The 25,269-nt window shown below is 73.7% G+C and carries 25 protein-coding genes and 1 pseudogene; 15 read left to right on the top strand and 11 right to left on the bottom strand.

Annotation, left to right across the window (positions count from 1 at the left end; genetic code table 11):
- Positions 1 to 216 precede the first annotated feature (216 nt).
- Both ABZY20_RS36175 and ABZY20_RS36170 read right to left on the bottom strand, forming a co-directional pair.
- Positions 217 to 840 (bottom strand): LysE family translocator, encoded by a 624-nt coding sequence (locus ABZY20_RS36175; RefSeq protein ID WP_356447617.1) that lies wholly within the window; start codon positions 838 to 840, stop codon positions 217 to 219.
- Between the two features lie 86 nt (positions 841 to 926).
- Positions 927 to 2,816, bottom strand: coding sequence for an ATP-binding cassette domain-containing protein (locus ABZY20_RS36170; protein ID WP_356447615.1), 1,890 nt, complete (start codon positions 2,814 to 2,816; stop codon positions 927 to 929).
- Between the two features lie 499 nt (positions 2,817 to 3,315).
- On the opposite strand from ABZY20_RS36170, the gene ABZY20_RS36165 reads away from it, so the two are divergent.
- The 10 genes from ABZY20_RS36165 to hypA all read left to right on the top strand — a co-directional run bounded on the left by ABZY20_RS36165 (position 3,316) and on the right by hypA (position 11,390).
- Positions 3,316 to 4,056 carry an SDR family oxidoreductase gene (locus ABZY20_RS36165; RefSeq protein WP_356447613.1) on the top strand — a complete coding sequence of 247 codons (741 nt, stop codon included), beginning with the start codon at positions 3,316 to 3,318 and terminating at the stop codon, positions 4,054 to 4,056.
- Positions 4,057 to 4,167: 111 nt separating this feature from the next.
- A complete protein-coding gene (locus ABZY20_RS36160) occupies positions 4,168 to 4,632 on the top strand; it encodes a DUF6069 family protein (protein WP_356447611.1) in 465 nt (154 codons plus the stop codon).
- A gap of 341 nt (positions 4,633 to 4,973) precedes the next feature.
- On the top strand, positions 4,974 to 6,506 hold the full coding sequence (locus ABZY20_RS36155; protein ID WP_356447609.1) for a hypothetical protein: 1,533 nt from the start codon (positions 4,974 to 4,976) through the stop codon (positions 6,504 to 6,506).
- A gap of 1 nt (position 6,507) precedes the next feature.
- Positions 6,508 to 7,596, top strand: coding sequence for a hydrogenase expression protein HypE (locus ABZY20_RS36150; RefSeq protein WP_356447607.1), 1,089 nt, complete (start codon positions 6,508 to 6,510; stop codon positions 7,594 to 7,596).
- Between the two features lie 49 nt (positions 7,597 to 7,645).
- Complete coding sequence (locus ABZY20_RS36145) at positions 7,646 to 9,439, top strand: nickel-dependent hydrogenase large subunit (RefSeq protein WP_356447606.1); 1,794 nt, start codon at positions 7,646 to 7,648, stop codon at positions 9,437 to 9,439.
- On the top strand, positions 9,432 to 9,956 hold the full coding sequence (locus tag ABZY20_RS36140; RefSeq protein ID WP_356447604.1) for a NifU family protein: 525 nt from the start codon (positions 9,432 to 9,434) through the stop codon (positions 9,954 to 9,956). Before ABZY20_RS36145 ends, ABZY20_RS36140 begins: the two co-directional genes overlap by 8 nt.
- Positions 9,953 to 10,549, top strand: coding sequence for a DUF5947 family protein (locus ABZY20_RS36135; protein WP_356447602.1), 597 nt, complete (start codon positions 9,953 to 9,955; stop codon positions 10,547 to 10,549). The genes ABZY20_RS36140 and ABZY20_RS36135 overlap by 4 nt, the downstream gene beginning before the upstream one ends.
- Positions 10,550 to 10,589: 40 nt before the next feature.
- On the top strand, positions 10,590 to 10,796 hold the full coding sequence (locus ABZY20_RS36130) for a hypothetical protein (protein WP_356447601.1): 207 nt from the start codon (positions 10,590 to 10,592) through the stop codon (positions 10,794 to 10,796).
- Positions 10,797 to 10,801: 5 nt separating this feature from the next.
- Entirely contained in the window at positions 10,802 to 11,026 is a 225-nt protein-coding gene (locus tag ABZY20_RS36125; protein ID WP_356447599.1) for a hypothetical protein, read from the top strand.
- Between the two features lie 7 nt (positions 11,027 to 11,033).
- The gene (hypA, locus tag ABZY20_RS36120) at positions 11,034 to 11,390 is read left to right on the top strand and encodes a hydrogenase maturation nickel metallochaperone HypA (RefSeq protein ID WP_356447598.1); all 357 of its coding nucleotides are present in this window, start codon (positions 11,034 to 11,036) and stop codon (positions 11,388 to 11,390) included.
- Positions 11,391 to 11,447: 57 nt separating this feature from the next.
- Here hypA and hypE read toward each other — a convergent pair whose 3' ends face one another.
- From hypE to paaI, 9 genes and pseudogenes are all read right to left on the bottom strand, one after another.
- Entirely contained in the window at positions 11,448 to 12,518 is a 1,071-nt protein-coding gene (hypE, locus tag ABZY20_RS36115; protein ID WP_356447595.1) for a hydrogenase expression/formation protein HypE, read from the bottom strand.
- Positions 12,511 to 13,644 (bottom strand): hydrogenase formation protein HypD, encoded by a 1,134-nt coding sequence (hypD, locus tag ABZY20_RS36110; protein WP_356447593.1) that lies wholly within the window; start codon positions 13,642 to 13,644, stop codon positions 12,511 to 12,513. The genes hypE and hypD overlap by 8 nt, the downstream gene beginning before the upstream one ends.
- On the bottom strand, positions 13,641 to 13,958 hold the full coding sequence (locus ABZY20_RS36105; protein ID WP_356447591.1) for a HypC/HybG/HupF family hydrogenase formation chaperone: 318 nt from the start codon (positions 13,956 to 13,958) through the stop codon (positions 13,641 to 13,643). The genes hypD and ABZY20_RS36105 overlap by 4 nt, the downstream gene beginning before the upstream one ends.
- Before the next feature lie 3 nt (positions 13,959 to 13,961).
- Entirely contained in the window at positions 13,962 to 16,274 is a 2,313-nt protein-coding gene (gene hypF / locus ABZY20_RS36100; RefSeq protein ID WP_356447589.1) for a carbamoyltransferase HypF, read from the bottom strand.
- Positions 16,271 to 17,008, bottom strand: coding sequence for a hydrogenase nickel incorporation protein HypB (hypB, locus tag ABZY20_RS36095; RefSeq protein WP_356447587.1), 738 nt, complete (start codon positions 17,006 to 17,008; stop codon positions 16,271 to 16,273). The genes hypF and hypB overlap by 4 nt, the downstream gene beginning before the upstream one ends.
- A 37-nt stretch (positions 17,009 to 17,045) precedes the next feature.
- A complete protein-coding gene (locus ABZY20_RS36090; RefSeq protein ID WP_356447585.1) occupies positions 17,046 to 17,633 on the bottom strand; it encodes a hydrogenase maturation protease in 588 nt (195 codons plus the stop codon).
- The gene (locus ABZY20_RS36085; RefSeq protein ID WP_356447583.1) at positions 17,630 to 19,375 is read right to left on the bottom strand and encodes an enoyl-CoA hydratase-related protein; all 1,746 of its coding nucleotides are present in this window, start codon (positions 19,373 to 19,375) and stop codon (positions 17,630 to 17,632) included. The genes ABZY20_RS36090 and ABZY20_RS36085 overlap by 4 nt, the downstream gene beginning before the upstream one ends.
- Positions 19,376 to 19,563: 188 nt before the next feature.
- Entirely contained in the window at positions 19,564 to 20,916 is a 1,353-nt protein-coding gene (gene paaK, locus ABZY20_RS36080; RefSeq protein ID WP_356447581.1) for a phenylacetate--CoA ligase PaaK, read from the bottom strand.
- A pseudogene (gene paaI / locus ABZY20_RS36075) lies at positions 20,913 to 21,301 on the bottom strand (hydroxyphenylacetyl-CoA thioesterase PaaI). The gene paaK and the pseudogene paaI overlap by 4 nt, the downstream one beginning before the upstream one ends.
- Before the next feature lie 211 nt (positions 21,302 to 21,512).
- Here paaI and paaA point away from each other — a divergent pair.
- From paaA to paaE, 5 genes are read left to right on the top strand one after another with little or no spacing between them, the layout of a single operon-like run.
- Positions 21,513 to 22,499, top strand: coding sequence for a 1,2-phenylacetyl-CoA epoxidase subunit PaaA (paaA, locus tag ABZY20_RS36070; protein WP_356447579.1), 987 nt, complete (start codon positions 21,513 to 21,515; stop codon positions 22,497 to 22,499).
- The gene (gene paaB, locus ABZY20_RS36065) at positions 22,496 to 22,789 is read left to right on the top strand and encodes a 1,2-phenylacetyl-CoA epoxidase subunit PaaB (RefSeq protein ID WP_356447577.1); all 294 of its coding nucleotides are present in this window, start codon (positions 22,496 to 22,498) and stop codon (positions 22,787 to 22,789) included. Before paaA ends, paaB begins: the two co-directional genes overlap by 4 nt.
- A gap of 10 nt (positions 22,790 to 22,799) precedes the next feature.
- Positions 22,800 to 23,627 carry a 1,2-phenylacetyl-CoA epoxidase subunit PaaC gene (gene paaC / locus ABZY20_RS36060; RefSeq protein WP_356447575.1) on the top strand — a complete coding sequence of 276 codons (828 nt, stop codon included), beginning with the start codon at positions 22,800 to 22,802 and terminating at the stop codon, positions 23,625 to 23,627.
- On the top strand, positions 23,621 to 24,136 hold the full coding sequence (gene paaD / locus ABZY20_RS36055) for a 1,2-phenylacetyl-CoA epoxidase subunit PaaD (protein WP_356447573.1): 516 nt from the start codon (positions 23,621 to 23,623) through the stop codon (positions 24,134 to 24,136). The genes paaC and paaD overlap by 7 nt, the downstream gene beginning before the upstream one ends.
- A complete protein-coding gene (gene paaE / locus ABZY20_RS36050) occupies positions 24,136 to 25,251 on the top strand; it encodes a 1,2-phenylacetyl-CoA epoxidase subunit PaaE (RefSeq protein ID WP_356447572.1) in 1,116 nt (371 codons plus the stop codon). The genes paaD and paaE overlap by 1 nt, the downstream gene beginning before the upstream one ends.
- The last annotated feature ends 18 nt before the right edge of the window (positions 25,252 to 25,269 follow it).

Here is a 25,269-nt window from a genome sequence, read left to right as displayed (position 1 = left end):
TCCCGCCGCCTGGCGCGCGGAGTCCGCCGAGCGGGACACGCACTGGTTCACCTGGCCGACCGACAAGTGGGACTGGGGCGAGCACGGCGCGGCCCACGCCACCTGTTACGTGCTCACCCGATGACGCCACGCCCGGCTCCGGGACCCGAGGGCCCGGGGCGGTGGCAGCAGAGGGCTGCGGAGCGAGCGTCAAGGCGTACGAGGCCGGGTGCACCGTCAGGCGGCCGCGGCGACCGAGGCGCCGATGGCGACGAACAGCCAGCCGGTCGTCAGCTCCCAGCGGTGGCGGAACGCCGGCCTGGCGAGCAGGGTGCGAAGCCGCCCGGCGACGGCGACCAGGGCGAACCAGTAGCCGACGCCGATGACGACGTCCAGGGTGCCCAGCAGGAAGATCTGCCGGGCCGGGGAGCCGCCGCCGTCGACGAACTGCGGCAGGAGGCTGAGGAAGAAGAGCGCGGCCTTCGGGTTCAGCACGTTGGTGAGGAACCCCTGGGTGAAGGCCGAACGTCCCCGAGCGGTTCCCTCGCGTGGGCGCCGCTCTCCGGCGCCCCGGGCGGCCCGGCGCGCGGCCAGCACGGCCCGCACCCCGAGGAAGACCAGGTAGGCCGCGCCCAGCAGCCTGATCCCGTCGTACACCACCGGCGTACGGGTGGCGATCACCGAGAGCCCGAGGGCCGCGGCCAGCATGTGCACGCAGAGCCCGGTCTGCGCGCCCAGCGCCGCGGCCCTTCCTCGGGCGGGGTGCTCGGCCGCCGATCTGAGCACCACGACGAAATCGGGCCCGGGCACCAGGTACGCCACCAGCACCACACCGAGGAAACCGACCAGATCGACCGTCATCCGCCCTCCGCTCCGTCCCCCCGCCCCCGCGAGGCCGCCCTCCGGTCCAGGGGGGCGGTCGCGTCGGGTACCCCGGCTCAGGCCGTTCAGCGGTCCTTGGCCAGGGCGACGAGTTCCGCGAACAGGCCGCCGCCCGCGGCCAGTTCCTCGTACGTGCCGTGCTCGACGACCCGGCCCTGGTCCATGACGACGATACGGTCGGCCAGGCGGGTGTTCTCCAGCTGATGGGTCACGACGACCGTGATGCGCTCGGCGGCGATCCTCTTGATCTCCAGGAAGATGCCGTGCTCACCCCGGGCGTCCATCTGCGAGGTCGGCTCGTCCAGGATCAGCAGCGGCGTACGGCGGTACAGGGCGCGTCCGCACACCAGGCGCTGCCACTGCCCGCCAGACAGCTCGGCACCGCCCCACAGCTCCTTGGCGAGGAGGGTGTCGAGCCCCTGCGGGAGCTTCTCGATCGCCTCGCGCATGCCGACGGCGTCGACGACGTCCCACACCGGCCCGTCGTCGAAGGTCTTCGGCTGCCCGAGGGTGATGTTCTCCCGGGCGCGCAGCGGCCAGCAGGCGAAGTTCTGCGGGACGAGCGCGGTCCGGCTCCACACCGCGTCGGGATCGGCGTGGGCGAGATCGGCACCGTCCCACAGGACGCGTCCCTTGTCGGCGAGGAGGATGCCGGTGACCAGCCGGGTGAGGGTGGACTTGCCCGAGCCGTTCTCGCCGACGACCGCCACGATCTCGCCCCGCCGCAGGCTCAGCGACACCCCGGCGACGGCCGGCTCCGCCTTGCCCGGGTACCGGTACACGACCTCGTCGAGGCGGATCTCGTCCACGCGTGCGGGGATGGCCAGGTCGCCTCTGCGGGGGGCGCGTTCGGCGGCCATGTCGAGGAAGGCCCGCATGTCGGCCAGGTAGAGCGAGGTGTGGAACATCGCCGCGCCGTGGACGACGAACTGACCGAGCGCACCGAGAGTGGTCTGCACGGCGACCACGGCCGTGGCCGCGACGGGCAGGCCGATCCGGCCGCCCGCGGCCAGCCAGGCCAGCGCGGCCCACGTGCACAGCAGGAAGAGCCCTCCCAGGGCGCTGGTGGCCAGCGTGATGCGCAGCAGGCGCGGCGCCGCGGTGAGGGTGCGCCGGTCGATGCGGTCGGACAGGGCCCGGTACCAGTACACGAGGTAGCCGGTCATGCCGTTGGCGCGGACCTCGTCGCCGAAGCGGGAGTAGGTGGCCCACCAGCGCATCATGGAGCGGACGTTGCGGTCGCCGACGTTGAGGTAGTGGGTCTCGTAGTCGACGCGGGCGGACAGCACGGCCCCGGCTCCCGCGGGGAGCACGGCCAGGAGAAGCAGCGGCAGCATCAGTGGGTGCAGGGCGGTGATGACGCCGCTCGCGGCGATCATCCGGATCAGGGCGGACAGGAACCGCTGGGCGTCCTGGACCATCAGCCGGGTGCGCGTGACACCCACTTCGGCGGCTTCCTGCCGGTCGGCGAAGCCGTCCTCGCCGTACGCGGAGGACTCCACCCGGCACACCGCGGCGACCAGCGCGATGTCCGCCTCGGTCGTCAGCAGCGGGGTGATCCGGCCGTCGGCGTAGGAGGACAGTGCGCCGCTGATCCGGCCGGTGGCCGCCGCCGCCGTCACCACGATCAGGGCGGGCAGCGCGCCGTGCAGGCGTTCGGAGACGGAGCCGCCGCCGAGGATGTGGCTCATGGCCTGTGCGGTGAACGCGAGAACGACCGCCGCCGCGATGCCGGTGAGGAGCTGACAGACGACCAGCAGGACGACCCCGCGCCGGTCGACCGACCAGGCCATCCGCGCGGTGTGTCCGAGGACCGACGGCAGACGGCGGCACATCGCGCCGAAACCGGCGTCAGCCAGCGGGTTCTTGCCGTGCTTCCCTCCGAAGGCGAGGGTCGCGGGCGGCGGAGGGGGCGGCGTCTTCCCGCCGGTGGTCGAGGCGTCGGGCACGGTCACGTGCGTCCCTCCCGTGGGGTCGGTGCCGGACCGGGACGGTTCGGCGGTGCCCGGACCAACGACGTGCCACCGGAATCGAACGCGCTCGATTCCGGTCGCGTCGGGAGCCTTGCCGCGTAAGGGGACGGCGTGCGCGAGGCGGCGCTGGGGCCGCTCCGGGGCGCGCGCGATTGGCCGAATCGCGGAGACTCGAAACGCGTGTGACGGATGAGGGGACCCGGCCGCGCCGAGTCCGCGCCGCGCGCCCGGCCTCGGACCTGCCGCGCACTCCCGTCCCGGGCCCTCGGTCTCGGCCTCCTTCCCCGGCACCCGGTACCGGCCCCCCGGGCCCGGCCTCCTTTCCCGGCCCTCGGTCCCGGACCCCCGGTCGCGGACCCCCGTCGAGCCGCGCCCGGGCGAGCCGCTGTGCCGGGGGAGTGACGTCCCGGCCCGCCTGTCGCACAACCGGACCCCGCCCTGCCTCTCTGGTGAGTCAGAGCCTCAGCGAAGGGAGACGGTGATGAGGATCGTGGTCGTCGGCGGTACGGAACTGGTCGGCTCACAGGTGGTCGCACTGCTGCGCGCCGCCGGGCACGAGGCCGTGCCCGCCGACCCGTCCACGGGGGTCGCCACCCTGACGGGGGAAGGCGTGGCCGAGGCGGTCGACGGCGCGGACGTCGTCGTGGACGTGTCGAGGGCGCCGTCCTTCGAAGCGCGGCGGGCGCTGGACTACTTCACCCGCTCGGCCCGCACCCTGTTCGCCGCCGAGAAGGAGGCGGGCGTCCGCCACCATGTCGCCCTGTCGATCGTCGGCGTCGACCGGGTGCCCGGCAACGGCTACTACGAGGCCAAGGCCGCCCAGGAGAAGGCCGTGCGCGAGAGCGGTGTGCCGTACAGCCTCGTACGCGCCCCGCAGTTGCTCTTCGAGTTCGTCGCCCCGGTGATGGACCTGTCCACCGAGGGCACGCACGTGCGGCTGCCGTCCACGCGGCTGCGGCCCATCGCCTCCGCCGACGTGGCCGCGGCCGTCGCCGAGGCGGCGCTGGGGGAGCCGTCGAACGGCATCCGCACCATCGCGGGCCCCGAGGTGTACCGGCTCGACCGGCTCGGTGAACTCACCCTGGCGGCGAAGCCGGACGGCCGCACGGTCGTCACCGACGAGACGGCCGGCCTGTTCGCGGGCCTGCCCGACGTGCTCACCGGCGACGACACGACGCATTTCGCCACCACCCGCTACGAGCAGTGGCTGAAGCAGAGCTGACCGAGACCTCGCGCGGCTCCCGAGCCCGGCCACCGATGAGTTCCTCCACGCCGACCGGTCTACCTCTCCGCAAGGACCACCGAGCCACAACGTCCCCCAGGAGACAGCGACATGAGTGTGACGTCCTCTCAGAACCGGTCCGCCCGGCCCGCGTTCGGCAGCGCCCTTCTCACCACCCGCCCCGTCTGGCTGGCCGGCCTCGTGGCCGCCCTCGCCGGTGCCGTCGTGACGGAGGTGTTCGCGCTCGTCACGCGGGCGGCCGGGGTCCCGATGGACGCGGCCGGCCCCGGCGCCACGGAGGCGGCGGAGATCCCCGTGGGCGGGTTCTTCGGCGGCGTGGTCTTCTGGTCGATCCCCGGCATCGTCCTCGCGATGGCCCTCGCCCGCTGGGCGAAGCGGCCCGCGCGCACCTTCACGATCGTCACCGTCGCGCTCACCGTCCTGTCCCTCGCCGGACCCGCCGTCGCCCCGCACACGGCCACCTCCACCCGGATCGTCCTGGCCGTCTCGCACGTGGTGGCCGCCGCGGTGGTCATCCCCCTCCTGGCACGCCGCCTGTCCCACGCCGGGCGGTGACGCCCCCCGCCGCTCCCGTACGACCGACCCCCGGCCCCGAAGCACCGGCCCGTCGCGCCCACCCCGGGCCGACGGGCCGTCGCCATGCCCGCCCACCGCCACCCCCGGACGCACCTCGCCACCCCGAACGCACCGCACCGCCCCCCGGCCGCACCACGCACCCACCACACCGCCCCCCGGGCCGCACCGCCCCACCCCCGGGCCGCACCGCCCCACCCCGCCTCCCCCCCACCCCCCGACCCGAACGGCTCAACGGCGCTGAGCCGGAGGAGGCGACCGTGGATGGCCGGTGTGAATGTGGTGGAAGGGATGCGTGCACACCAGCGGGACGAGGAGGCGCGATGGCGGACGGGCTGGCCGAGGGCGGCACGGCAGGCACGGGGACGCGGGACCGCGCGACCCGTTCCCCGGGCGTCTTCGAGCAGATGAGCGCCGTCGCCGACGCCGTCCTCTACGAGGGCTACCTCCTCTACCCCTACCGCCGCTCCTCCGCCAAGAACCGGGTCCGCTGGCAGTTCGGGGTGCTGTTCCCCCGGGACTGGGTGGAGGCGGACGGACCCGTCCTCCCCGGCGTCTCCGGTTCCGCCGACTCCTGGTACCAGCAGACCGAATGCCTGCTGCGGATCCCGCGGCCCGGCGGCGCCCGCGCCCGTGCCCGCGTCCGGGTGCGCGTCCGCTGTCTGCAGATGCAGCGCAAGCAGGTGGAGGACGCCGGCCACCGGCCCGTCGCGTCCCTGCGTACCGGCGACGGCACGCTGCACCTGACCTTCGACGAGGCCGTCCCGCGTGACGCCGAGGTCGAGGTGCCGATCGACGCGCTCCTGCGGGACGCGCGCACCGTCGCCGTGGACGCGCCGGCCGGCACGGACATCGAGCCGCTGCCCGGGGACGCGGGCCGGATCGTGCGGTCCCGCGAGGACGTACGGGCCGAGACGACCGTCACCGCGGAGCGCCTCACCGACGACCTGTGCCGGCTGCGCGTACGGACCGTGAACACCGGACCCGCCCCCCGGCCGGGCGCCCCCCGGGAGGAGGCGCTGCGCCGGGCCCTCATCGCCACCCACACCCTCGTCGGCGGCGACGGCGTGGAGTTCGTGTCGCTCATCGACCCGCCGGACGACCTGGCCGGGCACGCCCGCACCTGCCGCAACGAGTTCACCTTCCCCGTGCTCGGCGGCCTCCCCGGGGAACCCGGACACGTCCTGCTCTCCGCCCCGATCATCCTGCCCGACCACCCCCAGGTCGCCCCCGAGAGCCCGGGCGACCTGCACGACGCCGCCGAGATCGACGAGATCCTCACGCTGCGCACGATGCTGCTGACCGACGAGGAGAAACGCGAGGCCCGGGCCACCGACCCGCGGGCCGCCGCCATCCTCGACCGCGTCGACACCATGCCGCAGGAGGTGTTCGAGCGCCTGCACGGCGCCGTCCGCTCCCTGACCCCGGCCGCCCCCGCGCCCACGGTGCCCGCCGAACGCCCCGCCTGGTGGCAGGAGGGCGGGGACGCCGGCCTCTCCCCGTCCACCGACACCGTCCTCGCCGGCGGCGTGCCCCTGGGCCGCGGCAGCCGCGTCCGGCTCCGCCCCCGGGGACGCGGCGCGGACGCCCAGGACATGTTCCTGGCCGGACGCACCGCCGAGGTCGCCGCCGTCTTCCACGACGTCGACGGCAGCGTCCACCTCGCCGTCACTCTCGACGACGACCCCGCGGCCGAACTCCACACCTGGTACGGCCGCTTCCACTACTTCCGGCCCGACGAGCTCGAACCCCTCGGGCACGCCGGAACGCCGGAGGAGCCGTCGGCACCGGCTCCCGCCGCGGCCCAGGCCCGGCACACGACCGACTCCGAGACCCCCGCAGCGGAGGCCGAGTGACATGACCACGCACAGCAGCACCACCGACGTCAGCAAGGAACCCGCCCGGGCCGAGGACCGGCAGGGGATGGAGGAGATCACCATCCTCTGGATCTCCGAGGGCATGAGCTGCGACGGCGACACCGTCTCCCTGACGGCCGCCGACCAGCCCTCCATCGAGGACCTGGTGCTCGGGCTGATCCCCGGCCTGCCCAAGGTGAACCTCGTCAACAAGGTCCTCTCCCCGAGCCTGGGCGGCGAGGACTTCCTCGCCCCCTACCGGGCCGCCGCACGCGGTGAGCTGACCCCCTTCGTGCTCGTCATCGAAGGCTCGGTCCCCAACCAGAACATCATCGAGGGCGACGGCTTCTGGACGTCCTTCGGCAACGACCCGGAGACCGGCGAACCGCAGACCCTCAACTGGTGGATCGACCAACTCGCCCCGAAAGCCTGGGCGGTGGTGGCCGCCGGCACCTGCGCCACCTTCGGCGGCATCCACGCCATGTCCGGCAACCCCACCGGCTGCATGGGCCTCGCCGACTACCTGGGCTGGGACTTCGTCTCCGAGGGCGGACTGCCCGTCGTCAACGTCCCCGGCTGCCCCATCCAGCCGGAGAACTTCATGGAGACCCTCGTCTGGGTCCTCTACCACGCGGCCGGCTCCGCGCCCCCGCCGCCGCTGGACCACATGCTGCGCCCGCAGTGGCTGTTCGGCAAGACGGTCCACGAGGGCTGCGACCGCGGCTCCTACTACGAGCAGGCCGGCTTCGCCAAGGACTACAACTCCCCCAAGTGCCTGGTGAAGACGGGCTGCTGGGGCCCGGTCGTCAACTGCAACGTGCCCAAGCGCGGCTGGATGGCCGGCATCGGCGGCTGCCCCAACGTCGGCGGCATCTGCATCGGCTGCACCATGCCCGGCTTCCCCGACGCCTTCATGCCGTTCATGGACGAGCCCCCCGGCGGCACCCTGTCGTCCCTGGCCATCAAGCCCTACGGGGCGGTCATCCGCCGGCTGCGCGGCATGACCAACGAACTGGTCAACCACGAGCCTAAGTGGCGCCACAACAAGCGCAAGCTGACCAGCGGCTACGACCCGCGCTGGCGGCCCTGATGACACCACTCGTCCACCACACCACCGACAGCGAGGGGCAGTACCGCAGATGACCACCACCGAGGCCCGGCCCACTGAGCGCAAGCCGCCACAGCTCGTGGACATGTCCTGGGATCCGATCACCCGCATCATCGGAAACCTGGGCATCTACACGAAGATCGACTTCGCCAACCGGGAAGTCGTCGAATGCCACAGCACCTCGTCGCTGTTCCGCGGCTACTCGGTGTTCATGAAGGGCAAGGACCCGCGTGACGCGGGCTTCATCACGTCCCGGATCTGCGGCATCTGCGGCGACAACCACACCACCTGCTCCGACTACGCCCAGCAGATGGCCTACGGCGTCAAACCGCCCCCGCTGGCCGAGCACATCGTCAACCTCGGCGAAGCCGCCGAGTACATGTTCGACCACACCATCTTCCAGGACAACCTGGTGTTCGTGGACTTCTGCGAGGCCATGGTCAAGGCCACCAACCCCGGTGTGCTGGCCCGCGCCGAACGCACCGACGCGCCCCGCGGCGACATCCACGGCTACCGCACCATCGCCGACATCATGAAGGCCTTCAACCCCTTCGAGGGCGAGGTCTACAAGGAGGCCCTGAAGGTCAGCCGCGTCACCCGCGAGATGTTCTGCCTCATGGAAGGGCGGCACGTCCACCCCTCCACGCTGTACCCGGGCGGCGTCGGCACCATGCCGCAGCCGACCGTCTTCACCGACTACCTCAGCCGCCTCATGCGGGTCATCGACTTCGTGAAGAAGGCCGTCGCCATGAACGACGACGTCTTCGACTTCTTCTACGAGGCGCTCCCCGGCTACGAGGAGGTCGGCCGCCGCCGCGTCCTGCTGGGCTGCTGGGGCGCCTTCCAGGACCCCAAGGTCGTCGACTACCGCTACGAGACGATGAACACCTGGGGCAAGGCGATGTACGTCACCCCCGGCATCATCGTCGACGGCGAACTCGTCACCAACAACCTCGTCGACATCAACCTCGGCCTGCGCATCATGCTCGGCAGCTCCTACTACGAGGACTGGGTCAACGAGAACCCCTTCGTCACGCACGACCCGCTCGGCAACCCCGTCGACATGCGCCACCCCTGGAACCAGACGACCCTGCCCGAGCCGCAGAAACGCGACTTCGACGGCAAGTACAGCTGGGTGATGAGCCCGCGCTGGCTCGACGGGCGCACCGGCGACCACCTCGCCCTCGACACCGGCGGCGGCCCGCTGGCCCGCCTGTGGTCGACCGCGCTCAGCGGCCTGGTCGACACCCCGTACATCAAGGCCACCGGCCACAGCGTGCGCATCTCCCTGCCCAAGGGCGAGTCCCTGCCGGAGACCACCCTGGAGTGGCGCATCCCGCAGTGGAGCAACACCATCGAACGCGACCGCGCCCGGCCCTACTTCGTCGCCTACGCGGCCGCCATGGCCCTGCAGTTCCTCGAAGAGGCCATGGGCCTGGTGCGGGCCGGCGAGACCAAGGTGTTCGAGAACTACGAGGTGCCCGACGAGGCGATCGGCTGCGGCTTCCACGAGGCGGTGCGCGGTGTCCTCTCCCACCATCTGGTGATCAAGGACAAGAAGATCGCCAACTACCACCCGTACCCGCCCACCCCGTGGAACGCCAGCCCCCGCGACATGTACGGCACCCCCGGCCCGTACGAGGACGCCGTGCAGGGCCAGCCCATCTTCGAGGAGAACGGGCCGGACGACTTCAAGGGCGTCGACATCATGCGCACGGTCCGCAGCTTCGACCCCTGCCTGCCGTGCGGCGTGCACATGTACGTCGGCAAGGGCAAGACGCTGACCACCCTGCACTCGCCGACGTACGGGGCCAACCATGGCTGAGGCCGCTCCCGCACGGCTCGCGGACCCGGACGTCGAGGCCCGGCTCGCCCGCCTCGACGAGGTCCTCGACGGACTCGGACCGGTGCCCGGCCCCGCCACCGAGGCGGTCCGGCTGCTGACCGAGGTCTACGGCGAGGCCCTCGCCCGCGTCCTCGACCACGCGGACGCACCGCTGGCGGCCCGCCTCGCCGACGACGAGCTGGTCGGACACCTGCTGGTGCTGCACGACATCCACCCCGAGCCCGCCGAACAGCGGGCGGCCCGCGCGGTGGAACGGCTGCGGCCCGCCGTGCGCGAGCGCGGCGGCGACGTGGAGTGGGCGGGCCTGGACGGGCAGGTCGCCCGGGTGCGCCTGACGACGGGCTCCGGCTGCGGAGGCGGTGCCGCGGAGGTCACCGACGCGGTCCGGGAGGCGGTGCTCGCCGCCGCCCCCGAGCTGACGGCGGTGGAGCCGCTGACCGAGACCCCGCCCGCCTTCGTACCGCTGACCACGCTCACGCACCGGGGCGCGCGGTGACCACCGACGGGGCGCTGGCCCGCCTCATCCGCTCCTCGGCCGGCCAGCCGGCGGCGGCCGCGGCGCAGACGTGCGACCTGTGCGCCGCGCCGGTCGCCGAGGAGCACGCCCACCTGCACGACTCCGGGCGGGACGAGGTGCACTGCGCCTGCGGTCCCTGCTCGGTGCTGTTCGCCGAGGCCCCGGCGGGTGACGGCCGGTACCGGCTGGTGCCGCGGCGCCGGGTCCGGCTGCCGCACGTCGACACGGCCGTGCTGGGCGTGCCGGTCGGTCTGGTCTTCTTCGTGCCCCGGGCGGACGGCACCGTCACCGCCCAGGGCCCGAGCCCGGCCGGCGCCATGCGCTGGGAGGTGGACGCGGATGCCTGGCGGCGGCTGGCCGGGACGTGTCCGCCGCTGGCCGGTGTGGAACCCGAGGTGGAGGCCCTGCTGGTCAACACCGTCCACGGTCTCGACCACCACTGGATCGTGCCGATCGACGACTGCTACCGCATGGTCGCCGTCGTACGCCGGGAGTGGCGCGGCCTGTCCGGCGGGGGCCGGGTCTGGCCCGCGGTCGAGCGGTTCTTCGAGGACCTCACCGAGCGGCCATGAGCACGCACTCCGCACGTCGGAGGCGAGGAAGGAGCACCCCATGGGCAGGATCAGAGTCGGCCGGGCGCAGGCGAGGCCCGACACGCCCGGACACGTCGCCGGTATGCACCAGGGCAACCAGGGCCGGTACGAGGACCAGAAGGGACACCACGCGGACGGCACCGCGGACGCGCGCCGCTCCACGGGGATCCACTGGAAGCGGCATGACGCCCTCGTGGAGACCATGCCGAACATCTCCCCGGGATGAGCACCGTGACGACAGAGCAGAAGGAAGCCGCGATGAAGGTCCAGCGAGCATGCAGATTCGCCGCGCGCAGGCGCGGCGGCACGAGCGGAGGGCGGGTGCTGAAGGCCGAGGCCCTGCTGATGGGCGGGGTGGTCCTGGCGTTGCTTGCCTGGGAGCTGCCCAGCCTGCGGCGCGAGGTGCGGATCTGGCGGATGGCCGGCGGTTTCCGCGCCGGCCGCCGCTATCCGTGAGCCGGCCGTGCACGAACTGTCCATCGCGACCGCGATCATCGATCGGGCCGGCGAACTGGCCCGCGCCGACGGGACGGACGCCGTCGGGGCGGTGACCGTCCGGGTCGGCGAGCTGGCGGGTGTCGTCCCCGACGCCCTCGGCTTCGCCTTCGAGGTGGCCCGCGACGGCACCGCCCTCGCCCGCGCCCGGCTCGTGGTCGAGCAGGTCGCCGCGCGGGCCTGGTGCGAGGACTGCGCCGAGGAGTTCCCGGTGGGCATGCCCCCGTTCTTCTGGTGCCCGCGCTGCGACCGGCCCTCCGGCGAGCTGCGCAGCGGCCGGGAGCTGGAGATCACGGGGATCGAGCCCTTACCGGCCCCGGCATGACAGCAGGGGGCCCCGCCGACACCTCGGCGGGGCCCCCTCGTGCCGATGGGGCTCCGGTCAGCAGATCCGCGGCAGCTGCTCCCCGAGCGGCAGGTCCACCACCCGCGTCCCCCCGAGCCCGGTGGCGACCACGACCATGCCCGGATGGTCGGCGACGCACTCGCCGATCACCGTCGCCCCGGCGCCCTGCGGATGGGCGCGCATCGCCGCCAGCACCTCCTCCGCCCGGGACGGCGGCACGAACGCCACCAGCCGCCCCTCGTTGGCGACGTAGAGGGGGTCGAGCCCGAGGAACCCGCAGGCGTTCGCCACCGCGTCCGGCACCGGCACGGCCCTCTCCCGCAGCCTGACCCCGGTCCCGGACGCCCGGGCGATCTCGTTGAGGGACGCCGCGAGACCACCCCGGGTGGGGTCGCGCAGGACGTGGATGTCCGGCGTCACCGCCAGCATCGCCGCGACCAGGTCCGCGAGCGGCGCGGTGTCGCTGGCCACCTCCACCCCGAACTCCAGCCCTTCGCGCACGCTCATGATCGCCACCCCGTGCAGTCCGATCGGCCCGCTGACGAGGACCACGTCCCCGGGCCGCGCCCGCTGGGGCCGGATGTCGACGCCGTCGGGCACCAGCCCCACCCCGGCGGTGGTCACGTACACCCCGTCGCCGTGCCCGGACTCCACCACCTTGGTGTCGCCCGTGGCGATCGTGACCCCGGCGGCCTCGCAGGCCGTGCCCATGGCACGCGCGATCCGCTCGACGACGCCCAGTTCGACGCCCTCCTCCAGCACGAACGCGGCCGAGAGGCAGGCGGGCCGCGCCCCGCTCATCGCCAGGTCGTTGACCGTGCCGTTGACCGCGAGGTCGCCCAGGCAGCCACCGGGGAAGAACAGCGGCCTGACCACGTAGGAGTCGGTGGAGAACGCCAGCCGCGCGCCGCCCAGTTCGAGAACGGCCGAGTCGGTGAGACCGGCGAGGACGGGATTGCCGTAGGCGGGGGTGAAGACCCGTTCCATCAACTCCGCCGACAGGGCGCCCCCGCCGCCGTGCCCCATCACCACCACTCCCTGGTCGCGCAGGGGAGCGGGGCAGGTCCAGCCGGCCGGGTCCACGACGTCCGCGAGCGGTTCAGCCAACGGGAGTCACCTCCTGCGCCGCCCCGCCGTCCTGCGGGGTGTTCATCCTGCGGTACAGGTAGTAGGCCGCGCAGGCGCCCTCGCTGGAGACCATGGTGGCGCCGAGCGGTGTGCGCGGGGTGCAGGTGGTCCCGAACGCCGCACACTCGGTCGGCTTGATCAGCCCTTGGAGCACCTCGCCGCTGCGGCACTCGGCGGGCTCCTCGGTCCGGATGCCGGTGACGTCGAAGCGGTGCTCCGCGTCGTAGGCCCGGAAGGCGTCGGACAGCCGCCAGCCGCTGGCCGGGATCCGCCCGATGCCGCGCCAGGAGCGGTCGCAGACCTCGAAGACCTCCTCGATCATGCGCACCGCGGCCGGATTGCCCTCCTCGCGCACGGCCCGCGGGTAGGCGTTCTCCACCCGGTGCTCACCGCGCTCCAGCTGGCGGACCGCCCGGCGGATGCCCTCCAGGATGTCCAGCGGCTCGAAGCCGGTCACCACCATCGGCACCCGGAACCGCTCGGCGAGCCCGGGGTACTCGGCCATGCCCATCACGCTGCACACGTGCCCGGCGGCCAGGAAGCCCTGCACCCGGCACGCGGGCGCCGTCATGATCGCCTCGACGGCCGGGGGGACCCGTACGTGCGAGACCAGCAGGCTGAAGTTGTCCAGGCCCAGGCGGCGCGCCTGGTGCACGGCCATCGCGTTGGCGGGCGCGGTGGTCTCGAAGCCGATGGCGAAGAACACCACCTGCCGGTCCGGGTTGCGGCGGGCCAGCTCCAGGGCGTCGAGCGGTGAGTAGACCACCCGGACGTCGCCGCCCTCGCCCTTGACCCGGAACAGGTCCCGGCCGGTGCCCGGCACCCGCAGCATGTCACCGAAGGAACAGAAGACCACCTCCGGCCGCGAGGCGATCTCCAGCGCCTTGTCGATCACCTCCAGCGGCGTGACACAGACGGGACAGCCCGGGCCGTGGATCAACTCGACCTTTTCCGGGAGCAGTTGATCGATGCCGTGCCGGATGATCGAGTGCGTCTGCCCGCCGCACACCTCCATCAGGGCCCACGGCCGGGTGGCGGTGGCGTGGATGTCGTCCAGCAGCCGCCGGGCCAGATCGGGGTCGTTGAACTCCTCGACGTACTTCACCGGGCCTCACTCCCGGTGTCCTGCCGGTCCGCCACCGCGGCTCCCGCCTCCTGCGCCGCCTGCTCCCAGGCGTCGCCGAACTCCTCCTCCAGCAGCCCCAGTTCCTCGAACAGCTTCAGCGAGGCCAGGGCCGACTCCTCGTCCAGGCGCTGCAGCGCGAAACCGACGTGCACGATGACGTACTCACCCACCCGCACGTCGGGCACGTACTCCAGGCACGCCTGTTTGCGCACTCCGCCGAAGTCGATCAGCCCGGTGAGCGGGTCGGCGCCGTCGTCGATGGCCACCACCTTGCCGGGCACTGCCAAACACATGGGTCACTCCTCCTGTCGTAGGTGTGCCGCGACCACCAGCTGGCCGAGGGCCAGCCCGCCGTCGTTGGGCGGGACCTCGCCGTGGCGGAGCACCGCGAAGCCGTCCCCGGTCAGCAGCCGCGCGCACTCCTCCTCCAGCAGGGCGTTGGCGAACACCCCGCCGCTGAGCGCGACGGTGGCCAGGCCGGTGTCCTCGCGTGCCCGCCGGCAGACCGAGGCGACGGCCCGCGCCACCGCGCGGTGGAAGCGGGCGGCCAGCACGGGCGCCGGGGTGCCGCGCCGCAGATCGGCCACGAGGGCGCGCAGCACGGGCGCCGGGTCGAGGTCACCGGTGAAGGCGTACGCCGAGGTGTCGGCGTCCCAGGCCGTGGCGGCCGCCGCCTCCAGCTCCAGCGCGGCCTGCGCCTCGTATCCGGCGCGGTGGCAGACGCCCACGAGGGACGACACCGCGTCGAAGAGCCGCCCCATGCTGGAGGTCGCCACACACGCCAGACCGCCGGTCAACTGCCGCTCGAGCAGCGCGCGTTCCCCGGGCGCGCAGGCCGTCACACACGGCAGGCCCGGGTCCCAGGGCAGGCCCGCGGCCCACAGCCGGGCCAGGGCCAGCCGGCACGGGTTGGCCACGCCCGCGTCCCCGCCGGGCAGGGGCGCGGGCGAGAGGCGGGCGTAGCGCCGGAAGCCGGTGTAGCCGGCCAGGAGGATCTCGCCGCCCCAGACCGTGCCGTCGTCGCCGTAGCCCGTGCCGTCGAAGGCGACACCGATCACCGGTGAGGTGCCGTCGAGCCCGTGCTCGGCCATCGCGGAGGCGATGTGCGCGTGGTGGTGCTGGACCCGCACCGGGGCCTGGCCGGCCAGCCGGGCGGCCAGGCGCGCCGAGTGGTATCCGGGGTGCCGGTCGGCGGCCACGAGCCGGGGGCTGACGCCGGTCAGGCACCGCAGGTGCGCCTCCGCGCGCCGGGCCGCCTCCAGGGTGGCCAGATCGCCCATGTCACCGATGTGCGGGCCGAACCAGGCGTGCTCGCCCTCGCCGAGGCACAGGGCGTTCTTCAGGTCGCCGCCCACCGCCAGCGCGGGCCGCACCGGCACCGGCAGCAGCAGCGGGCGCGGCACGTACCCCCGGGAGCGGCGCAGCACCTGTTCGGTGCCGTCGGGCCGGACCCGCAGCAGGGAGTCGTCGCAGGGCGAGGCGATGGGCCGGTCGTGGGCGAGCCAGGCGTCGGCGAGTCCGGCCAGCCGGGTCAGCGCCTCCTCGTCGTCGGTGACGATGGGCTCGCCGGAGCGGTTGCCGCTGGTCATGACGAGCAGACGGGGGCCGGGCGGGTCGCCCGGCAGGCCGAACAGCAGGCTGTGCACGGGGGTGTAGGGCAGCATGACGCCCAGGTGCGGGCTGCCGGGACAGACACCGGGCGCCAGCCCCGTCGCCTCCGCGCGGCGGCGCAGCAGCACGATGGGGCGCCGGGGGCCGGTGAGGGCGGTCTCCTCGGCGGCGGTCAGCACCGCGATCCGCCGTACGGCGTCGAGGTCCGCGGCCATCACCGCGAACGGTTTCCCGCCGCGCGCCTTGCGCGTGCGCAGCGTCCGCACGGCCCGGGCGTCGGTGGCGTCGCACGCCAGGTGGTAACCGCCCAGGCCCTTGACGGCGACGATCCGCCCGGCGGCCAGCAGTTCACGCGCCGCCGCCAGGGCCCCGCCGTCCCGCGCCGGCCGCACCCCGCTGCCGGAGGCGGGAACCAGGCGCAGCCGGGGTCCGCAGCCGGGGCAGGCGACCGGCTGGGCGTGGAAGCGCCGGTCTCGCGGATCGCCGTACTCCCGGGCGCAGTCGGCGCACATCCGGAAGCCGCTCATGGTGGTGACGGCCCGGTCGTAGGGCATGCCGGTGGCGAGGGTGAAGCGGGGGCCGCAGTGGGTGCAGGTGACGAAGGGGTGCCGGTACCGGCGGTCGGCCGGGTCGGCGAGCTCCCGCAGGCAGTCGGCGCAGGTCGCCGTGTCCGGCGGGAGGTGGGTGCGGCCCGGGGAGCGGTCGGTGGAACGGATCGCGAAGGCGCCGCCGTCGCCGGTGGCGGGCAGGTCCTCGAAGCCGACGCCGGTGACGGCGGCCAGCGGCGGCGCCTGGGCGGCCAGCCGGTCGCAGAAGCCGGCGACGCCCTCCGGCGGGCCCTCCACCTCGATGAGGACACCGCCCGCCGTGTTGCTCACGAAGCCCGCGAGGGCGAGATCGGTCGCCAGGCGGTGCACGAAGGGCCGGAAGCCCACGCCCTGGACCGTGCCGCGCACCAGGACGCGGCGGCGCACCGCCCGGGTGGCGGGCGCGGTCACGGGACGAGGCCGGCTGCGGCGCCCTCGTGGGTGTGGGTGTGCGGCCGGGGCGCCAGGGGCGGCCGATGCACCGGGGCCCCGTCCCGCACGGCGAGGACGCGTTCCAGCAGCGCGTCGACCCCGGCACCGGTGCGGGCGCAGGAACGCACCACGTCCACCCCGGGGTTGACGCGCTGGACGTGGGCGGTGAACGCGGTCTCGTCGAAACCGGCCGGCCCGGCCAGGTCCGTCTTGGTGAGCACCACCAGGTGGGCGGAGCCGAAGGCGGTGGGGTACTTCAGCGGCTTGTCCTCGCCCTCCGTCACCGCCATCAGCACGATCCGCAGGCTCTCGCCCAGGTCGTAGGACGCGGGGCAGACCAGGTTGCCGACGTTCTCCACGAACAGCAGCGAGGTCTCGTCCGGCAGCCAGCTCTCCAGAAGGCCGCGCAGCTGCCGCGCCTCCAGATGGCACAGCCCGTCGGTCAGCAGCTGCTTCACCGGGGCCCCGGAACGGGCCAGCCGGTCGGCGTCGTTCTCCGTCGCCAGGTCGGCGGTGAGCGCGGCCACCGGAAGACCCCGCTCCACCGCCCTGGCCAGCACCCGCCCGAGCAGTTCCGTCTTGCCGCTGCCCGGGCTGGACAGCAGGTTGACCACGCTCACCGCGCGCCGGGCCAGTTCCTCGCGCAGGCCCGCGGCCAGACGGTCGTTCCTGGCCAGGACGGCCTGAGTGACCTCTTCCACGGAATCGCACATGGGCGCCGCTCCTCGCGGTCGGGGGCAGATCGGTCCGTCAGCCATCCTCCGCGCCGCCGCCCGGCCTCCCCGGCAGCCCGGCCGGGGACAGGGCGGCGGATTCGTCCGGGCGGCTCAACGGGGGCGTGGCGGCCGGATCGGCGAGCAGTGCCGGGACCAGGGTGTGCAGCGCGGCGACGGCCCGCCCGACCGCCTCCCGCACGGTCACGCTGACGCCTGGGGCGATGTCCTCGTCGGCGGGGGCCCGCAGTTCGGGCTCGCAGGCGAGGACCAGGACGCGGGGGAGCGGCTCGTCGCCCAGGTGGGCGGCCAGCGCGAGCACCTTCGCCGGATCCATGCCGTGCGCCTCGGGAGGCGCCCCCGCTCCGCTGCCGTCGGGCAGGTCCGGCTCGATCAGTGACAGGGTGCCCGGCGGGTGCCCGCGTACGGCCGCGTCGACCAGGACGGCCGTGTCGTAGCCGTCGAGCAGCTCGTACGCCAGGTCCATGCCGCGGATGCCGAAGTCACGCACCCGCACCCCGGACGGCAGGGGGCGGTGCTCCAGGGCCCGGATCACCTCCGGGCCGAAGGCGTCGTCGGCGAGGAAGATGTTGCCGACGCCCGCCACCAGCAGGCGCGCGGTCATCCGGCGTCCCGCGGGGCCAGCGGCCGGGCGGAGCCGTGCGGAAGCTTGCGCACGAACGCCGAGCGCAGCGCGTGGTACGGCGCCCGGGGGTCGAAGAACACGGCGCGCATCCGGGCCAGTTCCTCGCGCCGGTACTCGGCGAGCGGCCGCCGCTCCTCGTCCGAACGGCGCGCCCCCACCTTGGCGTTGATCCGGCGGGGCAGGTCGGGGTCGGCGGCGAGCGCGGTGGCCAGCTGCTCGGTCCTGGCGGTGAACTCCGCGGCCGGGACCGGCACCACGTGGTCCACCAGCCCGATGCGCGCGGCCGTCGCGGCGCTCACCGGCAGCGCCTGGGCCGTCAGCCGTTCGGCCGTCTCCGCCCCGACGCGGCGCGGCAGCGAGTACGTCCAGTACTCGGAGCCGTACAGGCCCATGTTCCGGTAGTGCGGGTTGAGGACGCTGCCCGCCCGGCACCAGATCTCGTCGGCGGCCAGGGCGAGCATCACGCCGCCGGCCGCCGCGTTGCCGCCGAGGGCCGCAACCACCAGCCGGTCGGTGGTGCGCAGCACCGCCTCGACCAGGTCGTTCATGGCATTGAGGTTGGCCCAGGACTCCTCGGCCGGGTCGGCCGCCGCCTCGATGACGTTGAGGTGGATGCCGTTGGAGAAGAAGTCGCGGCAGCCGCCGAGCACCAGGACCGAGGTGGGGCGGGTGAGCGCGTACCGGTAGGCGGCGAGCAGCCTGCGGCAGTGCGTGGTGCTCATCGCGCCGCCGGGGAACGAGAACGCCAGGTAGCCGATGGAGCCGCGCTGCCGGTAGCGGATGTCGGTCCAGGTGGTGCGGTCCGGGGGCAGTTCGAGCGGGGCGGCGATCTCCGGCAGCCAGTGTGGGCGCTCGGTCGAACTCGGCATGCCCGGACCGGAGTCGGGCGGCACTGGCAGCCCCGCGAGGACCGAGGCCGCCGGGCGGCGGAACGGGGCCGGGTCGCCGGAGCTCTTGCGGGGGCGCAGCTCCGGGATCCACACCGCGCCGTCCCGGGTGGCCCGGCACAGCGCACCGGACCGGGTGGCGAGCAGCTCCCCGGGCTCCCCGCGCAGCCGGTCCTCCCGGTGCCCGCCGTGCAGGAACACCTCCCGGCCGCAGATCTCGTCCAGGACCCCGGGCCGCGAGTCGGCCCCGCGCAGCTTGCGCAGCACCGTGTCCGTGTCGTCGTGCTCCCAGTCGATCCGCCGCTGCTCCTGCCGGAAGAAGTCCCGCCACACCACGCGGATGCCGGAGTCGCTCTGCGGCCGGGGCTTGAACGACCCCTCGGCGTAGCGCCGCACCGCCTGGAGCACCGCGGCCGCGGCGGCGTCGGACACCTCGTTGCGGTACATGTCGCTCTTGCCGGTCACCGGCACCGGGAAGGTGCCGTCCGCCCACACGTCGCCCGCGTCCATCGCCGCCTCGGCCTGGAGCACCGTCACGCCCCACTCGGACGCCTCCTCGGCGATCGCCCAGTCCAGCGACGACGGGCCCCGGTCGCCGGGTGGCCCCGGGTGCACGATCAGACAGGTGTGCTCCTGCCACACGTCCTGCGGCAGGGCCGACTGCAGCATCGGGGCGACGATCAGCTCCGGGCGTACCTCGCTCACGGCGGCCCGGACCGCGTCGGTGCCGTGCGAGGCGAGGACGACGTCGACGCGGTGGCCCTCGTCGGACAGTTCGGCGTACACACGCTGGGACAGGCTGTTGAACGCGCTGGCGACAAGCAAGATGTCCATGACACGGCATGCTCGCCCTTCGGAGCGGGGCCGCGAAGGACATCACGGCGTTTCGCCCTCCGCTTCCGCTTGCTGGCCTACTGCAGGCAGGCAGGCAGGCAGGCAGGCAGGAAGGAAGGAAGGAAGGGAGGGAGACAGGCAGGCAGGCCGTCGGGGCCCGGCGCGCCCTCGCCGGGCCCCGGGCCGCGTCACGCCTCGCGCAGGTCCTTCACCCGGCGGAGCTTGCCGAGGGAGCGCTCCAGGGTCTCCGGTTCGACGATGGCGACGTCGGCGGAGACGCCGACGCCGTCCTTGACGGCCTTCGCGATCGCGCGGGCGGCGGCGTCCCGCTGCCCGGGTCCGGTGCCGGGGCGGGACTCGACGCGCACGGTCATGTGGTCCAGCCGGCCGCGCCGGGTCAGCTGGATCTGGAAGTGCGGGGCGACGCCGGGCGTGCGCAGCACGATCTCCTCGATCTGGCTGGGGAAGACGTTCACCCCGCGCAGGATGATCATGTCGTCGCAGCGGCCGGTGATCTTCTGGATGCGGCGGAACGCGGGCCGGGCCGTGCCGGGCAGCAGCCGGGTCAGGTCGCGGGTGCGGTAGCGGACGATCGGCAGGGCCTCCTTGGTGAGCGACGTGAAGACCAGCTCGCCCTCCTCGCCCTCGGGCAGCACCTCGCCCGTGATCGGGTCGACGACCTCGGGATAGAAGTGGTCCTCCCACACGTGCAGCCCGTCCTTGGTCTCCACGCACTCCTGCGCCACACCCGGGCCGATCACCTCGGACAGGCCGTATATGTCGACGGCGTGGATGCCCGTCCGCTCCTCGATCTCGCGGCGCATCTCCTCCGTCCACGGCTCGGCGCCGAAGATGCCCACCCGCAGTCCGCTGCCGCGCGGGTCGACGCCCTGCCGCTCGAACTCGTCGAGCAGGGTGAGCATGTACGACGGGGTGATCATGATGATCTCGGGCCGGAAGTCCTGGATGATCTGCACCTGCCGGGCCGTCATGCCCCCGGACGCCGGGATCACCAGACAGCCGGCCCGCTCGGCGCCGTAGTGCGCGCCGAGGCCACCGGTGAACAGGCCGTAGCCGTAGGAGACGTGCACCTTGTGGCCCGGGCGTCCGCCGGCCGCGCGGATGGAGCGGGCCACCAGGTCCGACCACATGGACAGGTCGTTCTCGGTGTAGCCGACGACCGTGGGGCGGCCGGTGGTGCCGCTGGAGGCGTGGACGCGGCGCACCCGGTCCATGGGGACGGCGAACATGCCGAAGGGGTAGTGGTCCCTGAGGTCGGCCTTGGTGGTGAAGGGGAAGCGGGCCAGGTCCTCCAGGGAACGGCAGTCCTCGGGCGTGACCCCGGCCGCGTCGAACTTCTCGCGGTACGCCTCCACGTTGTCGTAGGCGTGGCGCAGGCTCGCGCGCAGGCGGTCGAGCTGGAGTGCGCGCAGCTGCTCGCGCGTCAGGCGCTCGGCGTCGTCCAGCAGCGCGTGGGGGAGGGGCTCGCCCCGCCGCCCGGTGGCGTCCGTGGCCCGGGGGGCCGTGGTCTCGCTCGTCATCCCGACTCCTTGGACGTCGTGCTCCTGATGCTGCGGCTGCGGCCCCGGAACTCCGCTATCACCTCGTCGCCGCGCCGGACGCTCACGTCGTAGAGGCCGCTGCGGCCGTACCGGGTGCGCTCCTCGGCCCGCGCCTCGAGGACGTCGCCCTCGTGCGCCGGGCGACGAAGGTGATGTCGGCGCCGGCCGCCACCGTCACCGGGCCGTGGCTGTTGCAGGCGCAGGCGAAGGCGCTGTCGGCCAGCAGGAAGACGTAGCCGCCGTGGGCGATCCCGTGCCCGTTGACCATCGACGGGGTCACGGTCATCCGGAGCACGGCCGACCCCTCGCCCCGCTCGACCAGCTCGATCCCGAGCCCGCGGGAGGCCTCGTCCGCGGCGAACATCGCCTCCGCGGCCGTCGTCGCGTCAGCGGCATGGGTCACTTCTCGCACCACCTTGTAGCCCGACCGAACATTCGGTTAGCTTCGGTTTCGCCAAGTAATCAACTCGCTCCGGCGCCTGTCAAGGGCCGGGGACTTGCCGGGAGGTCTTACCAAGGCGCGCCCGCTTGTCCTACCATGGACCGAACGAATGGTCGGTTGGGAAGTGGGACGGATGGACACGACACACTCCAGCGCCCCGGGGGCGGACGGCACCGAGCCGGCTCTCCAGCGGCACTTCGACGCGACGATCGCGCGGGACCAGCGCATCGAGCCGCGCGACTGGATGCCCGAGGGCTACCGCAAGACGCTGATCCGGCAGATCGCGCAGCACGCGCACTCGGAGATCATCGGCATGCAGCCGGAGGGCGAGTGGATCACCCGCGCCCCGTCGCTGCGCCGCAAGGCCATCCTCTTCGCCAAGGTCCAGGACGAGGCCGGGCACGGGCTGTACCTGTACTCGGCGGCGGAGACCCTGGGCGCCGACCGCGCCGACCTGACCGAGCGGCTGATCGAGGGCCGCCAGAAGTACTCGTCGATCTTCAACTACCCGACGCTGAGCTTCGCCGACGTCGGCGTGATCGGCTGGTTCGTGGACGGCGCCGCGATCTGCAACCAGGTGCCGCTGTGCCGCTCCTCCTACGGGCCGTACGCGCGCGCCATGGTGCGGATCTGCAAGGAGGAGTCGTTCCACCAGCGGCAGGGCTACGAGCTGCTGATGACGATGATGCGCGGCACCCCGGAGCAGCGCGAGATGGTGCAGGACGCCGTGAACCGCTGGTGGTGGCCGTCGCTGATGATGTTCGGCCCGCCCGACGACGCCTCGCCCAACTCCGCGCGGTCCATGGCCTGGAAGATCAAGCGGCACAGCAACGACGAACTGCGCCAGCGCTTCGTCGACATGACCGTCCCGCAGGCCGAGAAGCTCGGCGTGACGCTCCCCGACCCGGAGCTGCGCTGGAACGAGGAGCGGGGCCACCACGACTTCGGCACGCCCGACTGGGACGAGCTGATGCGGGTCATCAAGGGCGACGGCCCGTGCAACGAGCAGCGCATGACGCGGCGGCGCACGGCCCACGAGGAGGGCGCCTGGGTGCGTGAGGCGGCCACCGCCCACGCGGCCAAGCAGGCGTCCCGCGAACGGAAGGGAGCGGTGGCATGACCGCCGGCAAGCAGGACTGGCCGCTGTACGAGGTGTTCGTGCGCGGCAAGCGCGGCCTGAACCACGTCCACGTGGGCTCGCTGCACGCCGCCGACGACCGCATGGCGCTCACCCACGCCCGCGACCTGTACACCCGGCGCAACGAGGGCGTGAGCATCTGGGTGGTCCGCTCCGAGCACATCGCCGCCTCCACCCGCGACGAGAAGGACCCCTTCTTCGCGCCCAGCGCCGACAAGGTCTACCGGCACCCCACGTTCTACGACATCCCCGACGACGTCCCCCACATCTGAAGGAGAGGGCATGAGTGACGACCACGTCTACCTGACCCTCGCCGAGGGACACGAGGACGACACCCGCTGGGCCTACGGCACCGGCTTCGAGGACCCGCTGCACGGTGTCGACACCACCGTGCCGGACGGCGTCGACGCGGGTGAACTGGCGACGCTCTGCGTCACCCTGGCCGACGACGCCCTGGTCTCGGCCCAGCGGCTCGCCGAGTGGACCACCCGCGCCCCCGAGCTGGAGGAGGAGGTGGCGCTGGCCAACATCGGGCTCGACCTGCTCGGCCAGGCCCGCCTGCTGTACTCCCGCGCGGGCCAGGCCGACGGCACCGGCCGCGACGAGGACGCCTTCGCCTACTTCCGCGACGCCGGCGACTTCCGCAACGTGCGCCTGGCCGAACTGCCCAACGGCGACTTCGCGTTCTCGATCGTGCGGCTGCTCGTCCTGTCCAGCTGGCGCCTGGCGCACTTCGAGCGGCTCACCGCCCACCGCGACCCGGTGCTCTCCGCGATCGCCGCCAAGGGCGTGAAGGAGCTGGCCTACCACCGGCAGTACGCGGCCGAGTGGGCCGTGCGCCTCGGCGACGGCACCGAGGAGTCGCACCGCCGTATGCGCCGCGCGCTGGAGCAGGCCGGCCCCTACCTGGGCGAGCTGTTCACCGCGTACGACGTCCGCGACGAGGTCGTCGCCGTGCTGCGCCAGGTCACCGAGGCGGCCGGGCTGCCCATGCCGGTCTACCGTCCGCTGCCCGGCTCGGGCCGCTCCGGCGAGCACACCGGGCATCTCGCCCCGCTGCTGGCCGAGTTGCAGGGCGTGGCCCGCGCGCACCCGGAGGCGGCATGGTGACCACGCTCCTGGACGAGGCCCGGGCCCGGCGGATCGCCGAGCGGGTGCCCGACCCCGAACTGCCCATGCTGACCCTGGCCGACCTCGGCGTGCTGCGCGAGGTGTCCCTCACCGAGGACGGCACGGTGGTCGCGAGCCTGACCCCGACGTACTCGGGCTGCCCCGCCATGGCCGAGATGCGCGCCGGCGTGGCCGCCCGGCTGCGGGACGCCGGGTACGGGCGCGTGGAGATCCGCACCGTGCTCGACCCGCCGTGGAGCAGCGACTGGATCACCGCGGACGGCCGCCGCAAGCTCGCCGAGCACGGCATCGCGCCGCCCGGCGCCGCGCCCGCGCGCACCGGCGGCCCGGTGCCGCTGGTGCTGTCGCCGACCCGCCGCTCGGTGGCCTGCCCCCGCTGCGGCAGCGCCGACACCGAGGAGACCTCCCGCTTCGCCGCCACCTCCTGCAAGGCCCTGTGGCGCTGCCTGGCCTGCCGCGAGCCCTTCGAGTACGTCAAGGAGATCTGATGGAGGACCTGATGGAGCCGGCCCCCGCCCCGGCGGCACGCGCGCGTGCCCGCCGCCGCCCGGCCTTCCACTCCCTGCGGGTCGCCGCCGTGCGGCCGCTGTGCGAGGACGCGGCCGCCGTCAGCTTCGACATCCCGGCCGGGCTCGCCGAGGAGTTCGCCTTCGCGCCCGGCCAGTCGCTCACGCTCCGGCGCGAGATCGACGGCCGTGACGAGCGCCGCTCCTACTCCATCTGCTCGCCCGCCGGATCGGCACCGCGCATCGGCGTCCGGGTCGTCCCGGGCGGGCTGTTCTCCTCCTGGCTGGTGCACGAGGTGCGCCCCGGCGACACCGTCGAGGTGATGGCCCCCACCGGCGCCTTCACCCCGGACCTCACCGCCCCCGGCCACCACGTGCTGATCGCGGCCGGCTCCGGCATCACCCCCATGGTCTCCATCGCCGAGTCCGTCCTGGCCGCCGACCCGCGCTCACGGGTCACCCTCCTGTACGGCAACCGCCGCACCGGCACGGTGATGTTCGCCGACGAGCTGGCCGACCTGAAGGACCTGTACCCCGCGCGCTTCCAGCTCGCCCACGTCCTCTCCCGCGAACCGCGCGAGGCCGAGGTGCTCTCCGGCCGCCTCGACGCCGAGCGGCTCTCCGCGCTCGTCGGCGCGCTGGTCGACGTGGAGTCCGCCGACCACTGGTGGCTCTGCGGCCCGCACGGCATGGTCCGCGCCGCCCAGCAGGTCCTCACCGGCCTCGGCGTCCCCGCCGACCGCGTCCACCAGGAGCTGTTCTACGCCGACGACGAGCCCGTCCGCGAGGTCCGGCACACCGAGACCGGCCCGTCGGGCCCGGTCAGCCAGGTCACGGTCACCCTCGACGGCCGCTCCACCACCTCCCCGCTGCCCCGCGACCGCTCGATCCTCGAAGGCGCCCAGCAGACCCGCCCCGACCTGCCCTTCGCCTGCAAGGGCGGCGTCTGCGGCACCTGCCGCGCCCTGGTCACCGACGGTGAGGCGGACATGCGCCGCAACTTCGCCCTGGAACCGGCCGAGGTGGACGCGGGCTACGTCCTCACCTGCCAGTCGTTCCCGGTGTCACAGACGCTGACGGTGGACTTCGACACCTGAGCCCGCCGCGGGCGTGCG

Source organism: Streptomyces sp. NPDC006624 (genome assembly GCF_040611555.1).
Taxonomy (GTDB): Bacteria; Actinomycetota; Actinomycetes; order Streptomycetales; family Streptomycetaceae; genus Streptomyces.
Note: the sequence above shows the minus strand (reverse complement) of the source record. Positions and strands in the feature narration are given on the sequence as shown.

Coding starts and splice junctions, on each gene's coding strand:
- ABZY20_RS36145 (WP_356447606.1), top strand. CDS start 7,646: ATGACCACCACCGAGGCCCGGCCCACTGAGCGCAAGCCGCCACAGCTC.
- ABZY20_RS36140 (WP_356447604.1), top strand. CDS start 9,432: ATGGCTGAGGCCGCTCCCGCACGGCTCGCGGACCCGGACGTCGAGGCC.
- paaC (WP_356447575.1), top strand. CDS start 22,800: ATGAGTGACGACCACGTCTACCTGACCCTCGCCGAGGGACACGAGGAC.
- ABZY20_RS36085 (WP_356447583.1), bottom strand. CDS start 19,375: ATGGACATCTTGCTTGTCGCCAGCGCGTTCAACAGCCTGTCCCAGCGT.
- paaB (WP_356447577.1), top strand. CDS start 22,496: ATGACCGCCGGCAAGCAGGACTGGCCGCTGTACGAGGTGTTCGTGCGC.
- paaE (WP_356447572.1), top strand. CDS start 24,136: ATGGAGGACCTGATGGAGCCGGCCCCCGCCCCGGCGGCACGCGCGCGT.
- ABZY20_RS36130 (WP_356447601.1), top strand. CDS start 10,590: ATGGGCAGGATCAGAGTCGGCCGGGCGCAGGCGAGGCCCGACACGCCC.
- ABZY20_RS36160 (WP_356447611.1), top strand. CDS start 4,168: ATGAGTGTGACGTCCTCTCAGAACCGGTCCGCCCGGCCCGCGTTCGGC.
- paaD (WP_356447573.1), top strand. CDS start 23,621: ATGGTGACCACGCTCCTGGACGAGGCCCGGGCCCGGCGGATCGCCGAG.
- ABZY20_RS36155 (WP_356447609.1), top strand. CDS start 4,974: ATGGCGGACGGGCTGGCCGAGGGCGGCACGGCAGGCACGGGGACGCGG.
- ABZY20_RS36090 (WP_356447585.1), bottom strand. CDS start 17,633: ATGACCGCGCGCCTGCTGGTGGCGGGCGTCGGCAACATCTTCCTCGCC.
- paaA (WP_356447579.1), top strand. CDS start 21,513: ATGGACACGACACACTCCAGCGCCCCGGGGGCGGACGGCACCGAGCCG.
- ABZY20_RS36150 (WP_356447607.1), top strand. CDS start 6,508: ATGACCACGCACAGCAGCACCACCGACGTCAGCAAGGAACCCGCCCGG.
- ABZY20_RS36165 (WP_356447613.1), top strand. CDS start 3,316: ATGAGGATCGTGGTCGTCGGCGGTACGGAACTGGTCGGCTCACAGGTG.
- ABZY20_RS36175 (WP_356447617.1), bottom strand. CDS start 840: ATGACGGTCGATCTGGTCGGTTTCCTCGGTGTGGTGCTGGTGGCGTAC.
- paaK (WP_356447581.1), bottom strand. CDS start 20,916: ATGACGAGCGAGACCACGGCCCCCCGGGCCACGGACGCCACCGGGCGG.
- hypB (WP_356447587.1), bottom strand. CDS start 17,008: ATGTGCGATTCCGTGGAAGAGGTCACTCAGGCCGTCCTGGCCAGGAAC.
- ABZY20_RS36105 (WP_356447591.1), bottom strand. CDS start 13,958: ATGTGTTTGGCAGTGCCCGGCAAGGTGGTGGCCATCGACGACGGCGCC.